Source organism: Synechococcus sp. WH 8109 (genome assembly GCF_000161795.2).
GTDB lineage: Bacteria > Cyanobacteriota > Cyanobacteriia > PCC-6307 > Cyanobiaceae > Parasynechococcus.
In genome coordinates, this window is sequence record NZ_CP006882.1 from 1,990,910 (window position 1) to 2,010,143 (window position 19,234).

Sequence of the window (19,234 nt, forward strand, 5' to 3'; positions counted from 1 at the left end):
TCACGCCCTGCCGCCATGGTGAGCGTCCCCCTGCCAGAGAACAACGATGGGGGACGCCGTGGTTTTGGCCAGGGCCGTCGCGACGATGAGCCCAATTTCGAGGCTCTGCCCGATTCACTTCCGCCCCAAAACCTGGAGGCGGAGGAAGCGGTGCTGGGCGGCATCCTGCTGGATCCCGATGCAATCGGGCGTGTGGCCGATGTGCTGCAGCCAGAAGCGTTTTATCTGAACGCCCACCGAGAGATCTTTCGCACCGCCCTGATGCTGCACGGCCAGGGCAAGCCGACGGATCTCACCGCGATGAGCGCCTGGCTGGCCGACACCGGCGCCCTGGAGAAGGTGGGCGGTAACAACCGACTTGTGGAGCTGGTGGAGCGGGTGCCGTCCACCGCATCGATCGAGCAGGTGGCTCGGCTGGTGATGGACAAGTTCCTGCGCCGCCAGCTGATCCGCTCCGGCAATGAAGTGATCCAGCTGGGCTTTGATCAGAGCCTGCCGATGGAGCAGGTGCTGGACCAGGCGGAGCAGAAGATCTTTGCCATCAGCCAGGAGAAACCCTCCAAAGGGCTCACCCCCACGGCCGAAATCCTCACCCAGACCTTTGAGGAAATCGAAAGCCGCTCGCTTGGCACCTCGGTGGCCGGCATCCCGGTGAACTTCTACGACCTGGATGCAATGACCCAGGGCCTGCAGCGCAGCGACCTGATCATCGTGGCGGGCCGGCCAGCCATGGGCAAAACCTCGATCGTGCTGAACCTGGCCAAGAACGTGGCCCAGCTGCACGACCTACCGGTGTGCCTGTTCTCTCTGGAGATGAGCAAGGAGCAGCTCACCTACCGCCTACTCTCGATGGAGGTGGGCATCGAAGCGGGCCGCCTGCGCACCGGCCGCCTGCAGCAGGAGGAATGGCCGCTGCTGGGCCAGGGCATCAACAGCCTGGGGCAACTGCCGATCTTCATCGATGACAAACCCAACTCCGGCGTACTGGAGATGCGCTCGCTCTGCCGGCGGCTGATGGCCGAACAGGGCAAGGAGCTGGGGCTGGTGATGATCGACTACCTGCAGCTGATGGAAGGATCAGGCTCCGACAACCGGGTGCAGGAGCTGTCGCGCATCACCCGAGGTCTGAAACAGATGGCCCGGGAACTAAATGTGCCGGTGATTGCCCTATCCCAGCTGAGCCGGGGTGTGGAGTCACGCACCAACAAGCGACCGATGCTGAGCGATCTGCGGGAATCGGGCTCGATCGAGCAGGACGCCGACCTGGTGCTGATGATTTACCGCGACGAGTACTACAACCCGGAAACCCCCGACCGCGGCATCACCGAAGTGATCGTGACCAAGCACCGCAACGGTCCGGTGGGCACGGTGAAGCTGCTGTTCGAGCCCCAGTTCACCCGCTTCCGCAACCTGGCGGCCTGAGCCAGATCAGATAATGAGGGCATGAGCTTCAGCGCCGCCCCCACCGAATCCTTCGACGTGATCGTGGTCGGCGGCGGCCATGCCGGTTGTGAAGCGGCGATCACGGCTGCCCGTCTGGGCCTGAACACCGCCCTATTCAGCCTCAATCTGGATCGCATCGCCTGGCAGCCCTGCAACCCAGCCGTTGGCGGCCCTGCCAAAAGCCAGCTCGTCCATGAAGTGGATGCCCTTGGTGGGGTGATCGGTCGCCTGGCCGATGCCACCGCCATCCAGAAGCGCATCCTCAATGCCAGCCGCGGTCCGGCGGTCTGGGCCCTGCGCGCCCAGACTGACAAGCGCCTCTATTCCCGCCAGATGCTGCAGCTGCTGCAGCACACCCCCAACCTCGCCCTGCGCGAAGCGATGGTGACCGGCCTGGAAACCACCGGTGAGGGCGAACAGCAGCGTATCAGTGGCATCCGCACCTATTTCGGCAGCGTCTACGGCGCTGACGCGGTGATCCTCACCGCCGGCACCTTCCTGGGCGGCCGCATCTGGGTGGGGCATCAATCGATGGCCGCCGGCCGCGCCGGGGAGCAGGCCGCCGAAGGCCTCACCGAAGCGCTGCAGCAGCTCGGCTTCCAGACCGACCGGCTCAAAACCGGCACCCCCGCCCGGGTGGACCGGCGCAGCATCGCCCTCGATCAGCTGGAGGAGCAGCCCAGCGATGCAGCCGATCGCTTCTTCTCCTTCGACCCGGCCGCCTGGGTGAGCGGTGAGCAGATGAGCTGCCACATCACCCGCACGACCGCCGAAACCCATCAGCTGATCCGCGACAACCTGCACCTCACCGCCATCTACGGCGGCGTGATCGACAGTAAGGGCCCGCGCTACTGCCCCTCGATCGAAGACAAGATCGTTCGCTTCGCGGACAAGGACAGCCATCAGATCTTCCTCGAGCCGGAGGGGCGCGACACCCCAGAGATATATGTGCAGGGCTTCTCCACCGGCCTACCAGAACCGATCCAGCTGCAACTGCTGCGCAGCCTGCCGGGCCTGGAGCAAGCAGTGATGCTGCGGCCGGCTTACTCGGTGGATTACGACTACCTGCCCGCTACGCAGCTCAAGCCTTCCCTGGAAACCAAGCGGGTGCGCGGCCTGTTCAGTGCCGGCCAGCTCAATGGCACCACGGGCTATGAGGAAGCCGCCGCCCAGGGCCTGGTGGCCGGCGTCAACGCCGCCCGGCTGATCGGCGGCCAGGAGCCGGTGCACTTCCCCCGCGAGGGCAGCTACATCGGCACGATGATCGACGATCTGGTGAGCAAAGACCTGCGCGAGCCCTACCGGGTGCTCACCAGCCGCAGCGAATACCGGCTGATCCTGCGGGGTGATAACGCCGACCGCCGCCTCACACCGTTGGGCCGTGAACTGGGCCTGATCGACGACCGGCGCTGGCAGCTGTTCGAAGACAAGCTCCAGGCGATGGAAGGCGAAAAGCAGCGGCTAGAAACCGTGCGGCTCAAAGTGAGCGATCCGGTGGCCCCGGCAGTGGAAAAAGAAACCGGTGCAGCGATCAAAGGCTCGATCACCCTGGCCGACCTGCTGCGCCGACCCGGGATGCACGCCGCCGATCTGGTGCGCCATGGCCTGGCCGATGCCGATCTGCCGATGCCCGTGCGCGAGGGCGCCGAGATCGACATCAAATACAGCGGCTACCTGCAACGCCAGCAGCAGCAGATCGATCAGGTGAAACGTCAGAGCCAGCGCAAGCTGCCAGCCGATCTCAACTACGCCGGCATCGGCACGCTTTCTAATGAAGCCCGCGAAAAGCTCGCGGCGATTCAACCCAGCACCCTGGGGCAAGCCAGCCGCATCCCTGGCGTCAGCAAAGCCGACATCACCGCCCTGCTGATGTGGCTGGAACTGCAGCAAAGGGAACGCCAACCCCTCGCCCCCACCGCAGAAGCTCGATAGCGTTGGCGTCCCGAAACCTTTGCAGTGTCAGCCCGGGTTCCCACCTCACGTGCCTACTGGAACCTGCGGGCTGAGCAAGTAATGGACAACTTCTTCGACCGCGAGACGATCACTGCCCGCAACGGCCAACGCCAAACCCTCTCGGTGGGAGGACTGTTCTGAACCCCGCCCCCCGTCTTCACCCATCGCCGCACCAGCTCTGGCAAGCCCCCACCGACGCCGTGCTCTCAGCGGAAGGGCCGCGTCAACTGCCCGGCCCCTGGCGGCTGATGCTGCTGGGCGATGGCAGCCCGACCCGCCACCTGCGCCTGCTCACCGGTTCGCCCGTTGCCGTGGATCTGATCGCCATGGAGGCCGACCAGACCGACCACCCCGGGGCACCGGAAGAGGTGAAGGAATTGATGGCACCCCTGCTGCGCCGCCAGGTGTGGCTCACCTGCGGCGGCACCCCGCTGGCCTGGGCCGAGAGCTGGTGGAACCAGGGCGAAGCGGATTGGCACCTGCGGGACCGCAACCAGCCGATCTGGAAAAGCCTCACCGAAGGGCGTTCCGAGCTGTTCCGTGAGGTGGATGGCTTAGCGCTGGTGGAGGGGGACTGGCTCGACCAGACCTTTGGCCATCGCGGCCCCTACTGGAGCCGCCATTACCGCTTCTTCCGCCAGGGCAAGGCCCTCACCGTGATTCGCGAAGTGTTCAGCCCGCAACTCGAAACCTGGCTCGGGCCCACGCTGCGCCAGGAGTTTCAACAAAATTCATGAACAAATTCGCGGGTTTGTTGGGATTTGCTCTTGACAACTTGCCATTGGTTGTGCTGACAGGAAGATGTGGCCAATTCGGTTCACCGTGTCATGGCTGCCACCACTTCCTGGCTCAGCCTCACCGACCTCGGTCGGATCTACGGCATTTCGGCGATTCACTGCGGCAAGACCCTCGAACATCAAGGCTGGCGTGACAGGCGGGGTCGCCCCACCCAGAGCGCCCTCGACGCCAATGCCGCCATGCAGACCGGCCCCCATGGCCAGGGACGCTCCGTACTCTGGAACCGCACCGTCTGCAGCCAGCTGCTGGAACAGAAGGGCTATGAGCCGATGAGCCGCAGCCTCCAAGTGGAACAGTGGACCCAACTGCTGGAAGCGCTGCAGGTGGGATCCCCATCGATCACCGCCACCGCAGACCAGATGGCAGAAGAGATGCCCGGCGAGCTGCTCGATGATGTGAACCACCAGCTCGCTGCACGGGGCTGCCGCTACCGGGTCAGCCCGCGTTCATTGCACCCCAGCCGTTAGTCGATCCGGCGGCGGCTGGAGCGCGGCAAAGCCCTGCGGGAACCCGCCGGATTGGGCGCGGCTTCGGGCTCCAGACGAGCTGCCGGCTGGGCTGAGCGTGACCAGCGCTGCACCCGGAAGCTGTCGTCCTCCGGCCACTCACCAGGATCAGCGTTGAACTCCTGAGCCACAGGTGGCGTTGATGGGGGCGCTGGAGCCTGCGCTGCTGCTCCGCGGCGACTCCGGCGTGAAATCGCCTCAAGGGGGCGACGGGCGGAACGCATCGAACGTGCAGGCTCTGGCCGGCCACGGCCAGCCTCTTGCCAGGGCTCCTGCCAGTCGTCGTCCTCTTCCAGCAGCCACTCGACTTTTTCGCCGACCCAGCGGCCCACCGAATCGAGGTCCAAACCGGAGCGCCGCCCTCCAGGCCGTTGTCCTGGTCGCCTACCGGACACCCCATCCACGAGCTGACGGCCGGTTTCCAAGAACTGGTCGAGACGGCGATCCCGCTGATCACGGAACCGGTCCAACCGATCGAAGTGCTCCTCCATTCACTGACGTTACCGACGCCGGCGGCGCAACCACTGTTCCCGCCGCAATCCCAGCAACACAATGACCACACCACCGCACTCCAGGGTCAGCCAGAACACCTCCATCTAGCGCTCCGCCTCCACATAACTGAGCACGCAGCTGGCATCCCAGCGGCCGTGGAAATGCTCGATGCAACAGACCCGGCAAGCAGCATTGCGTGTGCGCCTTCGGCAGGGGGTGCGACGACCGCAACGGGCACAGACCGCCAGCCAACGGGGCGGCCGGGGCGGCACCGGATAGCTGTGGCGGATGCTCACCTGAAACCGGCTCTGGGCCGCATTGATAGCGGCCATCCGGCCCCGGAACAGCGGCCCATGGCTTTCGCGACGACGCTGCACCAGATCCACCCAGGCATGGATCATCTCGTGGCAGAGCGTGCTTTCCGTGGCGCTCTGCGGCAAGGGCTCGAGCACCGGCCGCGACAGCACGATCTCGCTGCCGCGGCCCTCACCCACCCCGGGGCCACGGCGGTAGAACCCCGCCGTACGGCTCATCCGGCCATCGCTCCAGCGCACCGCCGTCAGCGGCTGGCACCCATCCACCAGAGCACCGCCGAAATGCTCCCGGTTTAGGCGGTGAAACAACGGCAGCAGGGGCTGCAAAGGCACAGAACGGGGGGGAGGAGATCCGAATCAGCGCCATCCTGCCGTGGTCAGTCAGACTCGGCCCTGCTTTGAGAGCTGGTGATGGAACTGGGACTGGTGCGGGAGATCGGCAGCAAAGCTCTGCTGGCCGGGGGTCTCACCCTGCTGGGGTACTGGATCTACAACGCCGTGAAGCTGGTGCTCGACGCCCGCGGCATCAATCCCCTGATCAAGCAGTTCTTCACTCAGGTGGCTGCCGGCCGCATCGATGCCGCCTACCTGCTCACCACCAAGGCCTACCGCCAGCACGTGAGCCGTCAGCAGTTCATCCGCTTCCTGGCGGGCCTGAAGCTGAACAAGTTCCGCAATCTCAAGTCCGGCCGCCCCCGCGTGCAGGAAGGCAACTTGATCCTCACCGTGAAGCTGAAGTCCGAAGGCGACGAAGAGCTACCCCTCGACTTCACCTTCATCAAGGTGGACGACAACTGGCGCATTGCCCGAATCAACCAGGTCAATGGCTGATCCGCACGAGCGGGCCGCGGAGCTGCGGCACCTGCTCAACCGTGCCGGCCACGCTTATTACGTTCTCGATGCGCCAGTGATGGAGGACGCGGTCTACGACCGCCTTTATCGCGAGCTGCTCGAGCTGGAACAGAACGATCCGGGCTTGCAACGGCCCGACAGTCCCACCCAGCGGGTGGGCGGAGATCCTGCGGAAGGATTCACCAACGTTGAGCACCGCGTGGGCATGCTCAGCCTTGACAACGCCTTCAACCGCGACGACCTACGGGCCTGGCACGAGCGGCTGCTCAAGGTGCTGGACCGTCCCAACGACACCCGCCTGCCCCTGGTGGGGGAACTCAAAATTGACGGCAACGCCCTTGCCCTGAGCTACCGCAACGGGGTGCTTGAACGGGCCGCCACCCGGGGCGACGGCAGCCGCGGCGAAGAGATCACCGCCAACGTGCGCACGATCAGCTCGATTCCGCTGCGGCTGCAGATCGAGAACCCACCGGAATGGGTGGAAGTGCGAGGAGAGGCCTTCATCCCTGATGCCACCTTCGCGGCGATCAATGCCGAACGGGAGCAACGGGGCGAAGCGCTGTTCGCCAATCCCCGCAACGCCTGCGCCGGAACCCTGCGCCAACTGGATCCGAAGGTAGTGGCCGCCCGCCGGCTCGACTTCTTCGCCTACACCCTGCACCTGCCGGGTGACGCCCAACCCCCCGGCCAATGGGCAGCTCTGGAGTGGCTGAACACGGCCGGTTTCCGCGTGAACCCGAACCGAGAGCTCTGCGGAGAGCTGGCCGCCATCCAGCGCTTCTGCGACCACTGGGAGCAGGGACGTCATGACCTCCCCTATGCCACCGACGGCGTGGTGGTGAAGCTGGACAACCTGCAGCTGCAGGACGAAGCCGGCTTCACCCAGAAGGCCCCACGCTGGGCCATCGCCCTCAAATACCCGGCTGAAGAAGCCCCCACCCGTCTGCTTCGAATTGGTGCTCAGGTGGGCCGCACCGGTGCCATCACCCCCGTCGCCGAATTTGAAGCAGTCGCCCTGGCCGGCACCAGCGTCAGCCGCGCCACCCTCCACAACGCCGATCGGATCGCAGAACTGGATCTGCACCTGGGCGACACCATCGTGGTGCGCAAAGCCGGGGAGATCATTCCCGAAGTGGTGCGGGTGCTGCCGGAGCTCAGGCCCAGCGACGCCACCCCGGTGCAACTGCCGCAGCAGTGCCCCGAATGTGGCTCCAACCTGGTGAGGGAGGGCGATGAAGCCGCCACCCGCTGCGTGAACAGCAGCTGCCCGGCGATCCTGCGGGGTGGCCTGCGGCACTGGGTGAGCAAGAGCGCCCTGGATGTGGATGGGCTCGGCAGCAAGTTGATCGAACAGCTGGTGGAGCGCGGCCTGGTGGGCTCGCTGGCGGATCTCTACCGCCTGGATGCGGCCCTGCTCGCCAGCCTGGATCGGATGGGTGACAAGTCGGCCACCAACCTGGTGGAGGCCTTGGAGGCTTCCAAACAGCAGCCGTGGCACCGCCAGCTTTATGGCCTCGGCATCCGCCACATCGGCGAGGTCAACGCCAAAGCGCTCGCGGCCGCTTTCTTCAGCATCGACAGCCTGGCGGCAGCAGCGCTAGAGGCCCCGGAGCAGATCGCCGAACTGCATGGCATCGGCCCGGAAATCAGCGCCAGCCTGGGCCAATGGCTTCGCACCCCCGCCAACCAACAGCTGCTGCAGGATTTGCGCAGCGTTGAGCTCTCCCTGGAGGCGAGTGCCTCCGAGCAGGAGGCCGCCAGCCAAGCCGGAGCTGACGCCGACGGCGTGCTGCAGGGCAAAACCCTGGTGCTCACGGGCACACTCCCCAACCTCAGCCGCAGCGAGGCCAAAGCGCTGATCGAAGCGGCGGACGGCAAGGTGAGCGGCAGCGTCAGCAAGAAGACCGACTACCTGGTGGCGGGCGAAGCCGCAGGCAGCAAACTGACCAAAGCCGAGAGCCTCGGGGTGACGGTGCTCAGCGAAGCCGACCTCACCGCCCTGCTGCAGCCATGAGCCCATCCACCCCTGTCCTGCATCGCTGGATCAAAACCGACTGCGGACGGGCCAAGTTGGCTGAGCTGCAGCAACGGACCGGCCCGATTGCTCACGCGCGCCTGACCTGGTTCATCCTGATCGCTGCCCTACGGGACTGGCATCTGCCCAATCCCGATCAGAGCGACGTCTCGACATCCTGAAGCGCCCGCCGGGCCGCCCGGCTCACCAGCCAGACCACGACCAACGTGGCAAGCACCCCCACCACCCGCAGCGCCCAGGTTCCGGCATCGGCCTGACCCCCCAGCACCTCACCGAAACGGGCCACATCACCGGCCAACGCCCCCAACCCGCAGAACAGCACCGTGCCGGGGAGGATGCCGATCAAGCCGATGCTGTAGTCGCGCAGGCTCACCTCACTGAGGCCGTAGGCCAGGTTGAGCAGCGAGAAGGGGAAGGCGGGCGAGAGACGCGTCAAAAACACCAACTTCAGGCCCTCCTTGCTCACGGCCCGCTCCACAGCCTGCAGCTTGGGGAACTGCTCCAACCGGCGCCGGGCCCAGTCGCGCAGCACCGAACGTCCCAGCAGAAACACCACCACCGCCCCGAGGCAGGCCCCAAAAAACACCAGGCCACTGCCAAGCCAAGTGCCATAGAGCACCCCGGCCAGCATCGACGCCCACACCCCCGGCAGCAGCAGCGTCACCCAGAGGGCATAGAGCGGCATGAACAGCAGCGCCCCAGCGGGGGAGCGCAGCAGCTCCAACACATCAGGCAGCCAGTGCTGAACCAAGGAGATCAAGCGGACTCACCCACGCATGGCGTGGAGCATTGCACTAACTCGATGCTGAGGTGTAGAAGCGCAGGGCAAAGAGCCAGAACGCCCGCGCCGCCGCAAAGAACAGCACCGCCAGAGCCAAGCCCGCTATCAGCATCGGTGCGGCGGCATCACCCAACAGCACCTGGGCTGGAACCGTGGTGAGAAACGCAACCGGCAGCACCAGGGTGAACAACAGGCGCAGGGCCGGCGGGTAGGCGTTGAGGGGATAACGGCCGGAAGCCAGCAGAGCCCGCAACACCTCGGTGGCATTCCAGGTTTTGACGAACCAGATGCTGGTGGCGGCGATCAGAAACCAGAGCGAATAAAGAATCAAGCCACCGGCCAGCAGCATCACCAGAACAGTGAAGAGAGAAGACAGGCTGAGCACCACGCCAGCCTGATGGCTGCCCCAGCCCAAGAGCCCCAGCCCCAGAGCGATCTCCGGCAGCCCCGCTGGCGACAGCGTGCGCAGCGACAACCAGAACTGGCTGTCGATCGGTTTGAGCAGCACGAAATCCAGGGTGCCCTCGCGCACATGGGTGACGATCGCCCCGAGATTCGGGCGCAACCAGGTGGTGGCCATGCCATCGAACACCGTGTAAAGCCCCTGCACCATCAGAGCCTGGGCCCAGCTCCACCCCCCCAACGTCTGATCAGAGCCATAGAACAGCGAGAGCAAGAACAGGCTGCCGCTGAGGCTCATCGCCACCGCCAGCAACTCGATCAGCACGTTGGCCTGATACTCCAGCTGCACGGCCACGGCCGTGCCCCAGAAGCGACGCATGGTTCGCCAGTAGCGCCCCATCAGGCCCCCATGGCGCTGTAGCGCCGCACGCCGGCCCGCCAGAGCAGCAGCACCAGCGGCAACAACAGAGCGATCCAGGCCAGTTGCGCCCCAAAGCCCGCCAACAGATCCACCGGTTGCCCCGCCAGAACCCGGGCCGGAAAGTCGATCAGATAAGGAAAGGGCGTCCACTGGGCCAGGGCCCGCACCGCCGGCGGGAAGGCCGTGAGCGGGGCCAGCAGACCGGACATAAACAGAAAGGGAATGAACTGGAGCCGCTCCAGGGCACTGGCCTTCTCACTCCAGAAGCAGAGGGCAGCAATCAAACTCTGAAAGAGGAAAGCGATGGCAAAGGCCATCCAGGTGGACAGCCAGGCCAGCAGCAAGCCCCCCAACGACGGCAACCAGAAAGCGTGGGGCCGCACCGCAAAAAACGCAGCTGCGATCAGGGCTGCAAAGGGCAGACGGGTGAGCTGCTCGCCGAGGTGGGCCGCCACGTAACGCCAGAGCGGATGCAGCGGTTGCAGCAGGTAAGGAGAGAGCCGGCCCAGCAGGGCGTCTTCCTCGAAGGCATAGACCACCCACACCACAGAAAACTGGCGCACTAGAAATGCGCTGAGGAAATAGCGATCCAGGGCCACACCATCCAGCCCCAGCCCCGAGCGCGCGTCGCTACCGCTCCAGACGCTGAGCATGATGAACGGCAGCACCCCGGACAAAGCCCAGAGGGCGATCTCGGCGCGGTACTCGAGCATGTGGGCGAACTGGGAGCCCAGCAGCACCCGGATGATCCGCCGGTTCAGCCCGAAGATCCGCATCAGACCCGCCCCTGCCGGAACAGACCACCGATCAGCTCCTCGATCGGCGGATCGGTCACATCCAGATCCCGCACAGGGAAGCGATCCAGCAGCTGCGCCACCACGGCGGTGAGCTGGTCGCGGGGTACCAGCAGCCTCACATCACAGCCCTCCAGCTGCTCCAGACGCCCCAACCCCGCCAAGTCATCGGCTGAAACGGGCGACTCCAACTCGAGCCGCACCTCCCGCTCCGGTGCCAATTGATCAGCCAGCGCTTCCAGGGGGCCGTCGTGGAACAAGCGCCCCTGGTGGATCAGCAGCACCCGAGGGCAGAGGGCCGTGATATCAGCCATGTAATGGCTGGTGAGCAGCACCGTTGCCCCCGTGCGGCGGTTGTACTCCGCCAGAAACTGCCGCACCCGGGCCTGGGCATTCACATCCAGCCCCAGGGTCGGTTCATCAAGGAACAACACCTCCGGCTCGTGCAGCAGCGCCGCCAACAGTTCGGCCTTCATCCGCTGGCCTAGGGAAAGCTTGCGCACCGGCCGGGTGAGTTCCTCCCCCAGCTCCAGCAGATCGGCCAGCTCCTTGATCCGCCGCCGGGCCACAGCATCGGGAATCCCGTACACCGCCGCATTCACCCGCAGTGAATCCATCGGCGGCAGGTCCCAGAGCAGCTGCTGCTTCTGCCCCATCACCAGGGTGATCCGGCGTAAAAACTCCGCCTGACGACGCTGGGGCAGGTGCCCCGCCACCTGCACCTCGCCGGCGCTGGGGTGGATCAAGCCGCAGAGCATCTTCAAGGTGGTGGTTTTGCCGGCGCCGTTGGCACCGAGAAAGCCCACCATCTCCCCGGGCTCAATCCGGAAGGAGACGTCCTGCACCGCGGTGACGTCCCGGGTGCGGCGGCGGATGAAATGGCGCAGAGTGCCGGCCAACCCGGGCTGCTTCTCGGCAACCCGGTAGATCTTGCTCAGCCCTTCAACCTGAATCACCGAATCAGCTCAGATCCGCCAAGCGCTTGCGCGCCAGCTCGGCCTGGGCATGCTTCTCATCGAGGTTGGCCTGGCATTCCGCCACCACCTCCGGTGGGGCCTTGTCGGCGAAGTTGGGGTTGCCCAGCCGGCCCGCCAGGCCCTTGATCTCCTTCTCCGCCTTGGCGATGTCTTTCTCCAGGCGGCCCTTGAGCGCATCGAGATCCACAAGCCCTTCTATCGGCAGCAGCACCTGCAGCTCACCGCTCACCCCCGCCAGGGCCTTGGCCACCGGAGCCGCATCAGCCTCCGCTGGCGCCATCACCGCCACCGACTCCGCCCGCGTCAAGGCTGTGATGTCGGCCGTGCCCTCGGTAAGCACAGCCGCCAGCTCGCCGCGGCCGGTGACGAAGCGCACCGGCACCGATTGCGAGGGCTTAAGGCCCGCGACCGCGCGCAGGTTGCGCACCACACGGATGGCACCGATCAGCTCAGCGAAAGAAGCTTCCAACGCATCATCCAAAGCACTTTCATCCAGGGCCGGCCAGGGCTGCAGGGCCAGGAAGGTGGTCTCCGGCTCGCCGGTGACGCTGTGCCAGAGCTCCTCAGTGAGGTGGGGCATCAGCGGATGCAGCATCAGATGCATCTGGCTGATCACCTTGGCCAGCACCTGCTTGGCCACCCGCTGATCTGCAAGGGCCTCGGCCGAGGGGTTCTCACCGGGGTTGAGCCGGCGCTTGCTCAGCTCCAGATACCAATCGCAGACGTCGTTCCAGGCGAACTCGTAAAGCCCCTTGGCGGCTTCACCCAGGCCATAGCTGCTGTAGCGCTGGGCCGTCTCCCGGTTCACCCGGGCCAGGCGGGAGAGAATCCAGCGATCGGCCAGCTGCAGGGCCGCGGGGTCGGATTCACCGAGTTGGGTCGGCGTTTCGCTGCCCAGGTTCATCAGGGCGAAGCGGGTGGCGTTCCAGAGCTTGTTGGCGAAGTTGCGCGAGGCCTCCACCGTGGCGGAGGTGTCCTTCTTGCGGTCGTAGTCCAGGCGGATGTCCTGACCTGCACCGGCCACCTCCCGCACCAAGGCGAAACGCAGGGCATCAGTGCCGTAACGGTCAATCAGCAGCAGCGGATCGATGCCGTTACCGGCGCTCTTGCTCATCTTGCGGTTCTGCTCATCCCGCACCAGTCCGTGGATGTAGACGTCCTGGAAGGGCATCTCACCGGTGAAGGCGCCGGCCATCATCGTCATCCGGGCCACCCAGAAAAAGATGATGTCGAAGCCCGTCACCAGGGTGCTGGTGGGGTACCAGCGCTGCAGGTCAGCGCTGTCGGCATCGGGCCAACCCAGGGTGGAGAAGGGCCAGAGGCCACTGGAGAACCAGGTGTCGAGCACGTCTTCGTCCTGCTCGATCTCCGCCGCCGCGCCGTACTCCGCCTTGGCCTTCGCCAGGGCTTCGGCTTCGTTACGGGCCACCACGTAGGGGGTGGTATCGGTGTAAGTACCGCCGGTTTCGCTGATCACGAACCAAGCGGGGATGCGATGGCCCCACCAGAGCTGTCGGCTGATGCACCAGTCGCGGATGTCGGTGAGCCAGTCGCGGTAGACCTTCTCCCAGCGCCCGGGGATGAAGCGGGGGTCATGCTTCTCGAGGGCCTCACGACAGCGAGCCGCCAAAGGCTCGGTTTTGACAAACCACTGGGTGGAGAGCAGCGGCTCTACCGGCACCTTGCCGCGATCGGAATAGGGAACGCTGTGGCGGTAGTCCTCCACCTTGACCAGCAGCCCCAGCTCCTCCAGGCCGGCCACCACGGCCTTGCGGGCCTCGAAGCGATCCAACCCCTCGAACTGGCCGGCCTCCTTGTTCATCGTGCCGTTCTTGCGCATCACCGTGATCTGGGGCAGACCGTGGCGCTGGCCGATGGCGAAATCGTTGGGGTCGTGGGCCGGTGTCACCTTGACGCAGCCGGTGCCGAAATCCTTCTCCACGTGGTCGTCGGCCACAATCGGAATCTCCCTCTCCACGAATGGCAGGGTGAGGGTCTGGCCCACCAGGTGGGCGTAGCGCTCGTCGGTGGGGTTCACCGCGACCGCCGTGTCGCCCAGCATCGTTTCGGGCCGGGTGGTGGCCACCTCCAGGTGGCCGTCGCCGCTGCTGAGCGGATAGCGGAAATGCCAGAGGTGGCCGTCCACCTCCTTCATCTCCACCTCCAGATCGCTCACCGCCGAACCGGAGGCGGGGCACCAGTTCACCAGGTACTCACCGCGGTAAATCAGCCCCTGCTCGTGCAGCCGCACGAAGGCCTCCTTCACCGCCTCACTCAGGCCCTCATCAAGGGTGAAGCGCTGGCGCTTCCAATCAACGGAATACCCCAACCGCCGCAGCTGGCCCACGATGCGGCCACCGCTTTCGGCCTTCCAATCCCAAGCCCGCTCCAGGAAGGCATCACGACCGAGATCGTGGCGGGTCTTGCCCTCTTGCTTGAGCTGCTTCTCGAGGATCGTCTGCACCGCGATCGAAGCGTGATCGGTGCCGGGCAAGCAAAGAACGTTCTTCCCCGCCAGGCGTTGGTAGCGCACGATCGTGTCGATCAGGGCCGTGTTGAAGGCATGGCCCATGTGCAGGCTGCCGGTGACGTTCGGCGGCGGGATCACAACAGAGAACGGTTCACCAGGGGCCTTCGGGTCGGGATGAAACGCTCCCTGGTCCTCCCAGGCCTGCTGCCAGCGGGCCTCCGTGCCAGCCGGGTCGTAGGTCTTGGCCAGTTCGGGCACGGAAAGCTCAGCGGTTCAGCCGGCCATGCTCGCAAAGCCCTGCCCGCAATGGCCAACGTCCTTAGCATCGGCCTATCGAAGCGATCGAATAACCCCATCCAAGGGGCAGTCCCACCTGATCGGCAGCCCCACTAATCAGCTCCAGCCAGAAGCAGACAACGATTTAACTGGCGAGACGCCCTAGGTAATCCTCCAGGCGTCCGGCGTTGATCCAACCGGTGGCGATCAACTTGCTGGCGCTCTCGTTCACCCGTCCGCGGTGAATGTGGGACGGACCAGCCGGAAAGATGACCAACTTGCCCCGCTCCGCAGGTTCGTGGTGGTCCTGCCAGTGGAACTCGGTGCCGGCCTCATCCACGTCGTTGCAATAAAGAATCCAGGCCAGCACCCGGTGCACCGGTTCGGTGGCCTCATCGCTGATGGTCCAATCGCAGTGCCAACCCTTGAACCCTTCCCCCGGGGCGTAGTGCTGGAGGTTGAAGATCGGATTCACAAACAGGCTCTGCTGCGGGCAGCACTGACGGAACAGCGGCCGCTCCTGCAGATAGCGGTCCAAGCCGGCCGTCACCCCCCGCAGGATCAGTTGCGAAAGGGCAAAGGATTCAGGTTCCGAGCGATCAATCGTCACCAGGCTGATGTCGGTGCTCTGTTTCGCCGGTTCCCCCTCACCCTCGGCCCCGAAGGCCACGCCAGGCCGCTGTAAGTCCACCCGGCGCTCGAAGAATTCACGCACCGCATCCGCCACCGAGGCATAACCGGGATTGCAGTAGCGCCCGATCAGGTTCATGCCGTGGCCTCCACGCGAGGAATCACCACGACAGCATCGAGCTGCTGCCAACCCGCCCGGTCAGTCACCACATGGTCCTGCAACTGCACCTGTTCAATCACCGTGGCAGCGCGCTCAAGATCAAGGGGAACACACGGGCCCATCGGCAGCACCAGCACCTGCTGCTCAGCCGGATCGGCCATCACCTGAAGATCGAGAGCCTCCAGCTCCCGCTCAAAGAAGACCCGCCGCATCCGGGTGGTGAGGCTTGGCCCAAGCGCCTCAACGAAACGGGCCATGCCGGCTTCATCCCCGGAGCTGCCGCAATTAAGCGACAACCAGATCAGGAGCTTCACCCAACTTTCTGCCGTCCAAAGGGGTTGGAAGCTCTCCCGGTGTTGCCGCACCAGCTCAGCGATTGAAAAATCAAACAGCGTGGCCTGCAGGCCAGTGGCATCAGCGGAATCCATGCTGTTCATCCTCTCCTGCGAAAGGTCAGACTGGGGCGACTGGCTATTCGCACCATGGCCCTGGACCTAAACGATCCCGAACTCGAGTTCTCCGATCTGGTCTACGCCTACCAGAGCTGGGTGATGGCGGTGATCAATGACGAAAAGCTGGACAGCGACGACAAGCTGCTCACCGATGACATCGCCGAGGACGCCCTCAACTCGATGCGATTCCTGCCGGGTGAGGTGACCAACGCCATCGAAACCAGCCTGGCCCGCGTCTACGACGTGGACGCCGACGAACTAGCCGAGCTGCTCTTCCCTGAGGACTGAGCCCAGGCTCACGTGACGCGATGGGTTGGTCCGCGGCTGACATCCCGAACCAGCAGGGCCGCATAGCCCTGATCACCGGAGCCAACAGCGGCCTGGGCCTGGAAACCGCGCGCGCCTTGAAACGCTGCGGGGCCACCGTGGTGCTGGCGTGCCGCAGCCCCCGCAAAGCGGAGAGGGCCAGGCAGGAGTTGCTGCAGGAGCGGGATGGGGGAGCGGTTGATCTGTTGGACCTGGATCTGGCGGACCTGACCAACGTGCAACAGGCAGCGGCCACCTTCTGGGAGCGCTACGGCTGCCTTGATCTGCTGATCAACAACGCTGGCGTGATGGCACCGCCACGCCGCACCACCGCCCAGGGGCATGAATTGCAGTTCGGGGTGAATCACCTGGGACACATGGCCCTGACCCAGGCCCTGCTGCCGCTGCTGCAGAACCGGCCCGATCCCCGCGTGGTGACGGTGACCTCCGGTGCGCAGTACTTCGGCAAGATCCGCTGGGACGACCCCAGCTGGAGCAAGAGCTACGACCGCTATGGGGCCTATGGCCAAAGCAAACTCGCCAACGTGATGTTTGCCCTTGAGCTGGATGCACGCCTGCGCGAGAAAGGCAGCCCCATCCGTTCCCTGGCCGCCCATCCCGGCATCGCGCGCACAGAACTGCAACCCACCGCAATCGCCAGCGTCGGCAACCGTTTCGAGGCTTTGGCCTACCGGCTAATGGATCCCCTGTTCCAAAGCGCAGGCATGGGTGCCCTGCCCCAACTGCATGCCGCCACCGCGGCGATGGCACAGGGTGGCGAGCACTACGGCCCTGAACAGTTCGGTGGATTACGGGGTGCACCGGCTCTCTGCCGTGTGGCGCCCACAGCGAATCAACCCGGAGAACGGCAGCGGCTCTGGAGCTTGAGCGAGCAGCTGATCTGTGGCTGAATCCCACGCTGTGATGTTGAGTGGCCGCTGGTTGGTCGCCCTTTGAAACCATGGCCACTCGCCGCCCTTCCACCAAGATCAATGCCCGCCAGAAGGTCTTGCTGGCGAATCTGCAGGCCTGTGGTGATGAGATGAGCGGTCAGCAGCTGCACCGCAGCCTGGAGCCTGAACAGGCCATGGGCCTGGCCACGGTGTACCGCAATCTGCGTCAGCTGCAGCAACGGGGCCTGGTGCGCTGCCGCCACTTGCCCAATGGCGAGGCGCTCTACGCGCCGCTGGAGCGGGATCGCCACCACCTCACCTGCGTCGATTGCGGCAAGACCCAGGCGCTCGACCAATGCCCGATTCACGACCTGGAGGTGCCCGAAGACGGTCGCAAGGGCTTCGATCTCTTGTTTCACACGCTTGAATTCTTTGGTCTCTGCAGCGACTGCCGCGAGCGGCAGCAAAGCCCGTCATGACCCTGGCCGCTACGTACTACGGAGCCAATGGCTGGTTGCTCGAATTCGATGATCTCCGCGTTCTGGTGGATCCCTGGCTGCGCGGCAGCCTGAGTTTTCCCCCCGGGGAATGGCTTCTCAAAGGGGAACTGCCGTGCGAGCGCAAGGTGCCCGAGAAACTGAACCTGCTGTTGCTCACCCAGGGGCTCGCGGACCACGCCCATCCGGACACCTTGGCAACGCTGCCCAAGGATCTACCCGTCATTGGATCCGTTGCCGCAACACTGGTGGTGGAGCGCCTGGGCTTCACCAGCGTGAAAGCCCTCTCCCCCGGCGAGAGCACCAACCACCAGGGCCTGCAGGTGCGCGCAAGCGCCGGTGCACCGGTGCCGATGGTGGAAAACGGTTATCTGCTCGAGCATCCGGCCGGATCGCTCTATATCGAACCCCACGGTTTTCTCGATCCAGCCCTGGAGCCACAGCCACTGGATGCCGTGATCACGCCGATGGTGGATCTGGGGCTGCCGGCGCTTGGAGCGTTTGTTAAGGGCTGCTCCGTGGTGCCGCAACTGGTGAAACGCTTCCAACCCACCACGGTGCTCGCCAGCACCTCCGGCGGCGACGTGCGCTTTGGCGGCGCCTTGAGTCGGGCCCTGCAAATGAAAGGATCCGTGGCCAGCACTGGAGCCCAGCTGCCAGCCAGCAGCTCCTGGACCGATCCAACACCGGGGGAACGACTGCTGCTGAAAAACTGATTTTTCGGATTAAGCTTTGTAACAACTGATTGAGTTCGATGAAATCCACGCAAGCCAGCGATTCCTGGTTCCAAGGCGTCGCTACCCGCGACATCCACATGGAGCAGCTCAAAAAGGCTGAACGCTTCAACGGCCGTGCCGCCATGGTCGGCATCGTGATCGGAATCATTACCGAGGGGCTCACCGGTGCCGGCATCGTTCACCAGATCGGACTGGGTCCCCTGGTTGATGGCTATGCCGCATGCCGCACCCAATTCCTGCCCTTCTGCTTCTGATTCGGAAGGGGACCCCCCCGATGACGAGAATGGTGCGATTCACGTTCGAATCGAATGGCTGCTGACAAGGAACTGCTGAAGGAAGTGGCCCTGGAGCTTTGGAACACCACCAAAAAGCTCCGTCCCGGCCTGCCCAAAGCGCCTCGCGCCCAGCTGGTCTTAAAAGCCCTACTCACCATCGGTGACATGAGCGATCAGCTGGAGGCCGCCATGGTGCTTGGGGTGATTGAGGCGCAGGAACCCGACGATGAGCCCGGGCAGGGAGAAGCAGTCGGCGAAGACCAGACGGTGACTGAAACCGATGCCAAGACCGAGCGGGAGACCCCCAGGGTTGTGCGCAAGCGCTCCAGCAGCCGCTGATAAAGACCTCCAGATGCCAAGCCACCCATCCCGCTCCCTCCCTCGGGATGGGTCAACGCTTAAGCGAGACGGCTTAACGCTGTAGAGCAACCACAGCCGCCGCCGCAGCAAGGGCCACGATGCCAGCCATCCAGATGCTGCCTTGGCGTTCCAACAACCACGCAGCGTTGCGAGAGATCGACAACCTGCCAGTTGCCAACAGCGCAGTGAACCCCACAAGCAGAACCACGGGAAACACAAGCGCCAAGACCAACTGCATCACAAAATGCCTTCGAGGCCTACCTTCCGATGATGATGTGGTGGCAAACCGATCAACGTCTCAACGTCCGCACCAAAGTCTGAACCTTGACTCTGTTGATCGTCTCGGCCGGTTTCATTGGTCTGCTTTGGCTAACGCAAAGCCTGATCAGACGTGGCATGGATGATGGCAG

The 19,234-nt window shown here is 64.7% G+C and carries 23 protein-coding genes; 14 read left to right on the forward strand and 9 right to left on the reverse strand.

Annotated features, from left to right (window positions below):
* Nucleotides 1–15 precede the first annotated feature (15 nt).
* From dnaB to Syncc8109_RS10710, 5 genes are all read left to right on the forward strand, one after another.
* Nucleotides 16–1,422, forward strand: coding sequence for a replicative DNA helicase (dnaB, locus tag Syncc8109_RS10695; RefSeq protein WP_006850477.1), 1,407 nt, complete (start codon nt 16–18; stop codon nt 1,420–1,422).
* Nucleotides 1,423–1,443: 21 nt separating this feature from the next.
* On the forward strand, nt 1,444–3,375 hold the full coding sequence (mnmG, locus tag Syncc8109_RS10700; RefSeq protein WP_006849881.1) for a tRNA uridine-5-carboxymethylaminomethyl(34) synthesis enzyme MnmG: 1,932 nt from the start codon (nt 1,444–1,446) through the stop codon (nt 3,373–3,375).
* A 24-nt stretch (nt 3,376–3,399) separates the two neighbouring features.
* Complete coding sequence (locus Syncc8109_RS12445) at nt 3,400–3,537, forward strand: hypothetical protein (protein WP_006851585.1); 138 nt, start codon at nt 3,400–3,402, stop codon at nt 3,535–3,537.
* A gap of 59 nt (nt 3,538–3,596) precedes the next feature.
* A complete protein-coding gene (locus Syncc8109_RS10705) occupies nt 3,597–4,133 on the forward strand; it encodes a chorismate lyase (protein ID WP_006849990.1) in 537 nt (178 codons plus the stop codon).
* A gap of 90 nt (nt 4,134–4,223) precedes the next feature.
* On the forward strand, nt 4,224–4,661 hold the full coding sequence (locus tag Syncc8109_RS10710; RefSeq protein WP_006850850.1) for a hypothetical protein: 438 nt from the start codon (nt 4,224–4,226) through the stop codon (nt 4,659–4,661).
* On the opposite strand, the gene Syncc8109_RS10715 is transcribed toward Syncc8109_RS10710, so the two are convergent.
* Both Syncc8109_RS10715 and Syncc8109_RS10720 read right to left on the reverse strand, forming a co-directional pair.
* Nucleotides 4,658–5,191, reverse strand: a complete 534-nt coding sequence (locus Syncc8109_RS10715) for a hypothetical protein (protein WP_006852015.1) — start codon at nt 5,189–5,191, stop codon at nt 4,658–4,660. The two genes, Syncc8109_RS10710 and Syncc8109_RS10715, sit on opposite strands and share 4 nt — an antisense overlap.
* A 105-nt stretch (nt 5,192–5,296) precedes the next feature.
* On the reverse strand, nt 5,297–5,839 hold the full coding sequence (locus Syncc8109_RS10720; protein WP_006850058.1) for a SprT family zinc-dependent metalloprotease: 543 nt from the start codon (nt 5,837–5,839) through the stop codon (nt 5,297–5,299).
* Nucleotides 5,840–5,917: 78 nt separating this feature from the next.
* Between Syncc8109_RS10720 and Syncc8109_RS10725 the strand changes: the two genes are divergently transcribed.
* Genes Syncc8109_RS10725 through Syncc8109_RS10735 form a run of 3 tightly spaced genes read left to right on the forward strand, consistent with a single transcriptional unit; the run spans nt 5,918 to nt 8,554 of the window.
* Nucleotides 5,918–6,337 (forward strand): hypothetical protein, encoded by a 420-nt coding sequence (locus Syncc8109_RS10725; RefSeq protein WP_006849717.1) that lies wholly within the window; start codon nt 5,918–5,920, stop codon nt 6,335–6,337.
* On the forward strand, nt 6,330–8,372 hold the full coding sequence (ligA, locus tag Syncc8109_RS10730) for an NAD-dependent DNA ligase LigA (RefSeq protein ID WP_006851559.1): 2,043 nt from the start codon (nt 6,330–6,332) through the stop codon (nt 8,370–8,372). The genes Syncc8109_RS10725 and ligA overlap by 8 nt, the downstream gene beginning before the upstream one ends.
* The gene (locus Syncc8109_RS10735; RefSeq protein ID WP_006851222.1) at nt 8,369–8,554 is read left to right on the forward strand and encodes a hypothetical protein; all 186 of its coding nucleotides are present in this window, start codon (nt 8,369–8,371) and stop codon (nt 8,552–8,554) included. The genes ligA and Syncc8109_RS10735 overlap by 4 nt, the downstream gene beginning before the upstream one ends.
* Here Syncc8109_RS10735 and Syncc8109_RS10740 read toward each other — a convergent pair.
* From Syncc8109_RS10740 to Syncc8109_RS10770, 7 genes are all read right to left on the reverse strand, one after another.
* Complete coding sequence (locus Syncc8109_RS10740) at nt 8,530–9,153, reverse strand: TVP38/TMEM64 family protein (protein ID WP_006851764.1); 624 nt, start codon at nt 9,151–9,153, stop codon at nt 8,530–8,532. The genes Syncc8109_RS10735 and Syncc8109_RS10740 overlap by 25 nt on opposite strands.
* A 34-nt stretch (nt 9,154–9,187) precedes the next feature.
* Nucleotides 9,188–9,976 carry an ABC transporter permease gene (locus Syncc8109_RS10745; RefSeq protein WP_006850628.1) on the reverse strand — a complete coding sequence of 263 codons (789 nt, stop codon included), beginning with the start codon at nt 9,974–9,976 and terminating at the stop codon, nt 9,188–9,190.
* Nucleotides 9,976–10,773, reverse strand: a complete 798-nt coding sequence (locus Syncc8109_RS10750) for an ABC-2 family transporter protein (protein ID WP_006850206.1) — start codon at nt 10,771–10,773, stop codon at nt 9,976–9,978. Before Syncc8109_RS10750 ends, Syncc8109_RS10745 begins: the two co-directional genes overlap by 1 nt.
* Nucleotides 10,773–11,747: an ATP-binding cassette domain-containing protein gene (locus tag Syncc8109_RS10755; RefSeq protein ID WP_006851368.1), complete on the reverse strand. Its 975-nt coding sequence runs from the start codon at nt 11,745–11,747 to the stop codon at nt 10,773–10,775. Before Syncc8109_RS10755 ends, Syncc8109_RS10750 begins: the two co-directional genes overlap by 1 nt.
* A gap of 4 nt (nt 11,748–11,751) precedes the next feature.
* Nucleotides 11,752–14,496 carry a valine--tRNA ligase gene (locus tag Syncc8109_RS10760; protein ID WP_006850781.1) on the reverse strand — a complete coding sequence of 915 codons (2,745 nt, stop codon included), beginning with the start codon at nt 14,494–14,496 and terminating at the stop codon, nt 11,752–11,754.
* A gap of 163 nt (nt 14,497–14,659) precedes the next feature.
* Complete coding sequence (locus Syncc8109_RS10765; protein ID WP_006851020.1) at nt 14,660–15,283, reverse strand: 2OG-Fe(II) oxygenase; 624 nt, start codon at nt 15,281–15,283, stop codon at nt 14,660–14,662.
* Entirely contained in the window at nt 15,280–15,732 is a 453-nt protein-coding gene (locus Syncc8109_RS10770) for a hypothetical protein (RefSeq protein WP_025362568.1), read from the reverse strand. Before Syncc8109_RS10770 ends, Syncc8109_RS10765 begins: the two co-directional genes overlap by 4 nt.
* Before the next feature lie 54 nt (nt 15,733–15,786).
* Between Syncc8109_RS10770 and Syncc8109_RS10775 the strand changes: the two genes are divergently transcribed.
* From Syncc8109_RS10775 to Syncc8109_RS10800, 6 genes are read left to right on the forward strand one after another with little or no spacing between them, the layout of a single operon-like run.
* On the forward strand, nt 15,787–16,044 hold the full coding sequence (locus Syncc8109_RS10775) for a hypothetical protein (RefSeq protein WP_006852028.1): 258 nt from the start codon (nt 15,787–15,789) through the stop codon (nt 16,042–16,044).
* A 20-nt stretch (nt 16,045–16,064) separates the two neighbouring features.
* The gene (locus Syncc8109_RS10780) at nt 16,065–16,973 is read left to right on the forward strand and encodes an oxidoreductase (protein ID WP_006850002.1); all 909 of its coding nucleotides are present in this window, start codon (nt 16,065–16,067) and stop codon (nt 16,971–16,973) included.
* A gap of 50 nt (nt 16,974–17,023) precedes the next feature.
* Nucleotides 17,024–17,434 carry a transcriptional repressor gene (locus Syncc8109_RS10785; RefSeq protein ID WP_025362569.1) on the forward strand — a complete coding sequence of 137 codons (411 nt, stop codon included), beginning with the start codon at nt 17,024–17,026 and terminating at the stop codon, nt 17,432–17,434.
* On the forward strand, nt 17,431–18,168 hold the full coding sequence (locus tag Syncc8109_RS10790; protein WP_006850382.1) for an MBL fold metallo-hydrolase: 738 nt from the start codon (nt 17,431–17,433) through the stop codon (nt 18,166–18,168). The genes Syncc8109_RS10785 and Syncc8109_RS10790 overlap by 4 nt, the downstream gene beginning before the upstream one ends.
* A 38-nt stretch (nt 18,169–18,206) precedes the next feature.
* On the forward strand, nt 18,207–18,443 hold the full coding sequence (locus tag Syncc8109_RS10795) for a high light inducible protein (RefSeq protein ID WP_006850938.1): 237 nt from the start codon (nt 18,207–18,209) through the stop codon (nt 18,441–18,443).
* 54 nt (nt 18,444–18,497) lie between these two features.
* Complete coding sequence (locus Syncc8109_RS10800; protein WP_006851527.1) at nt 18,498–18,803, forward strand: TIGR03894 family protein; 306 nt, start codon at nt 18,498–18,500, stop codon at nt 18,801–18,803.
* Nucleotides 18,804–19,234 lie beyond the last annotated feature (431 nt).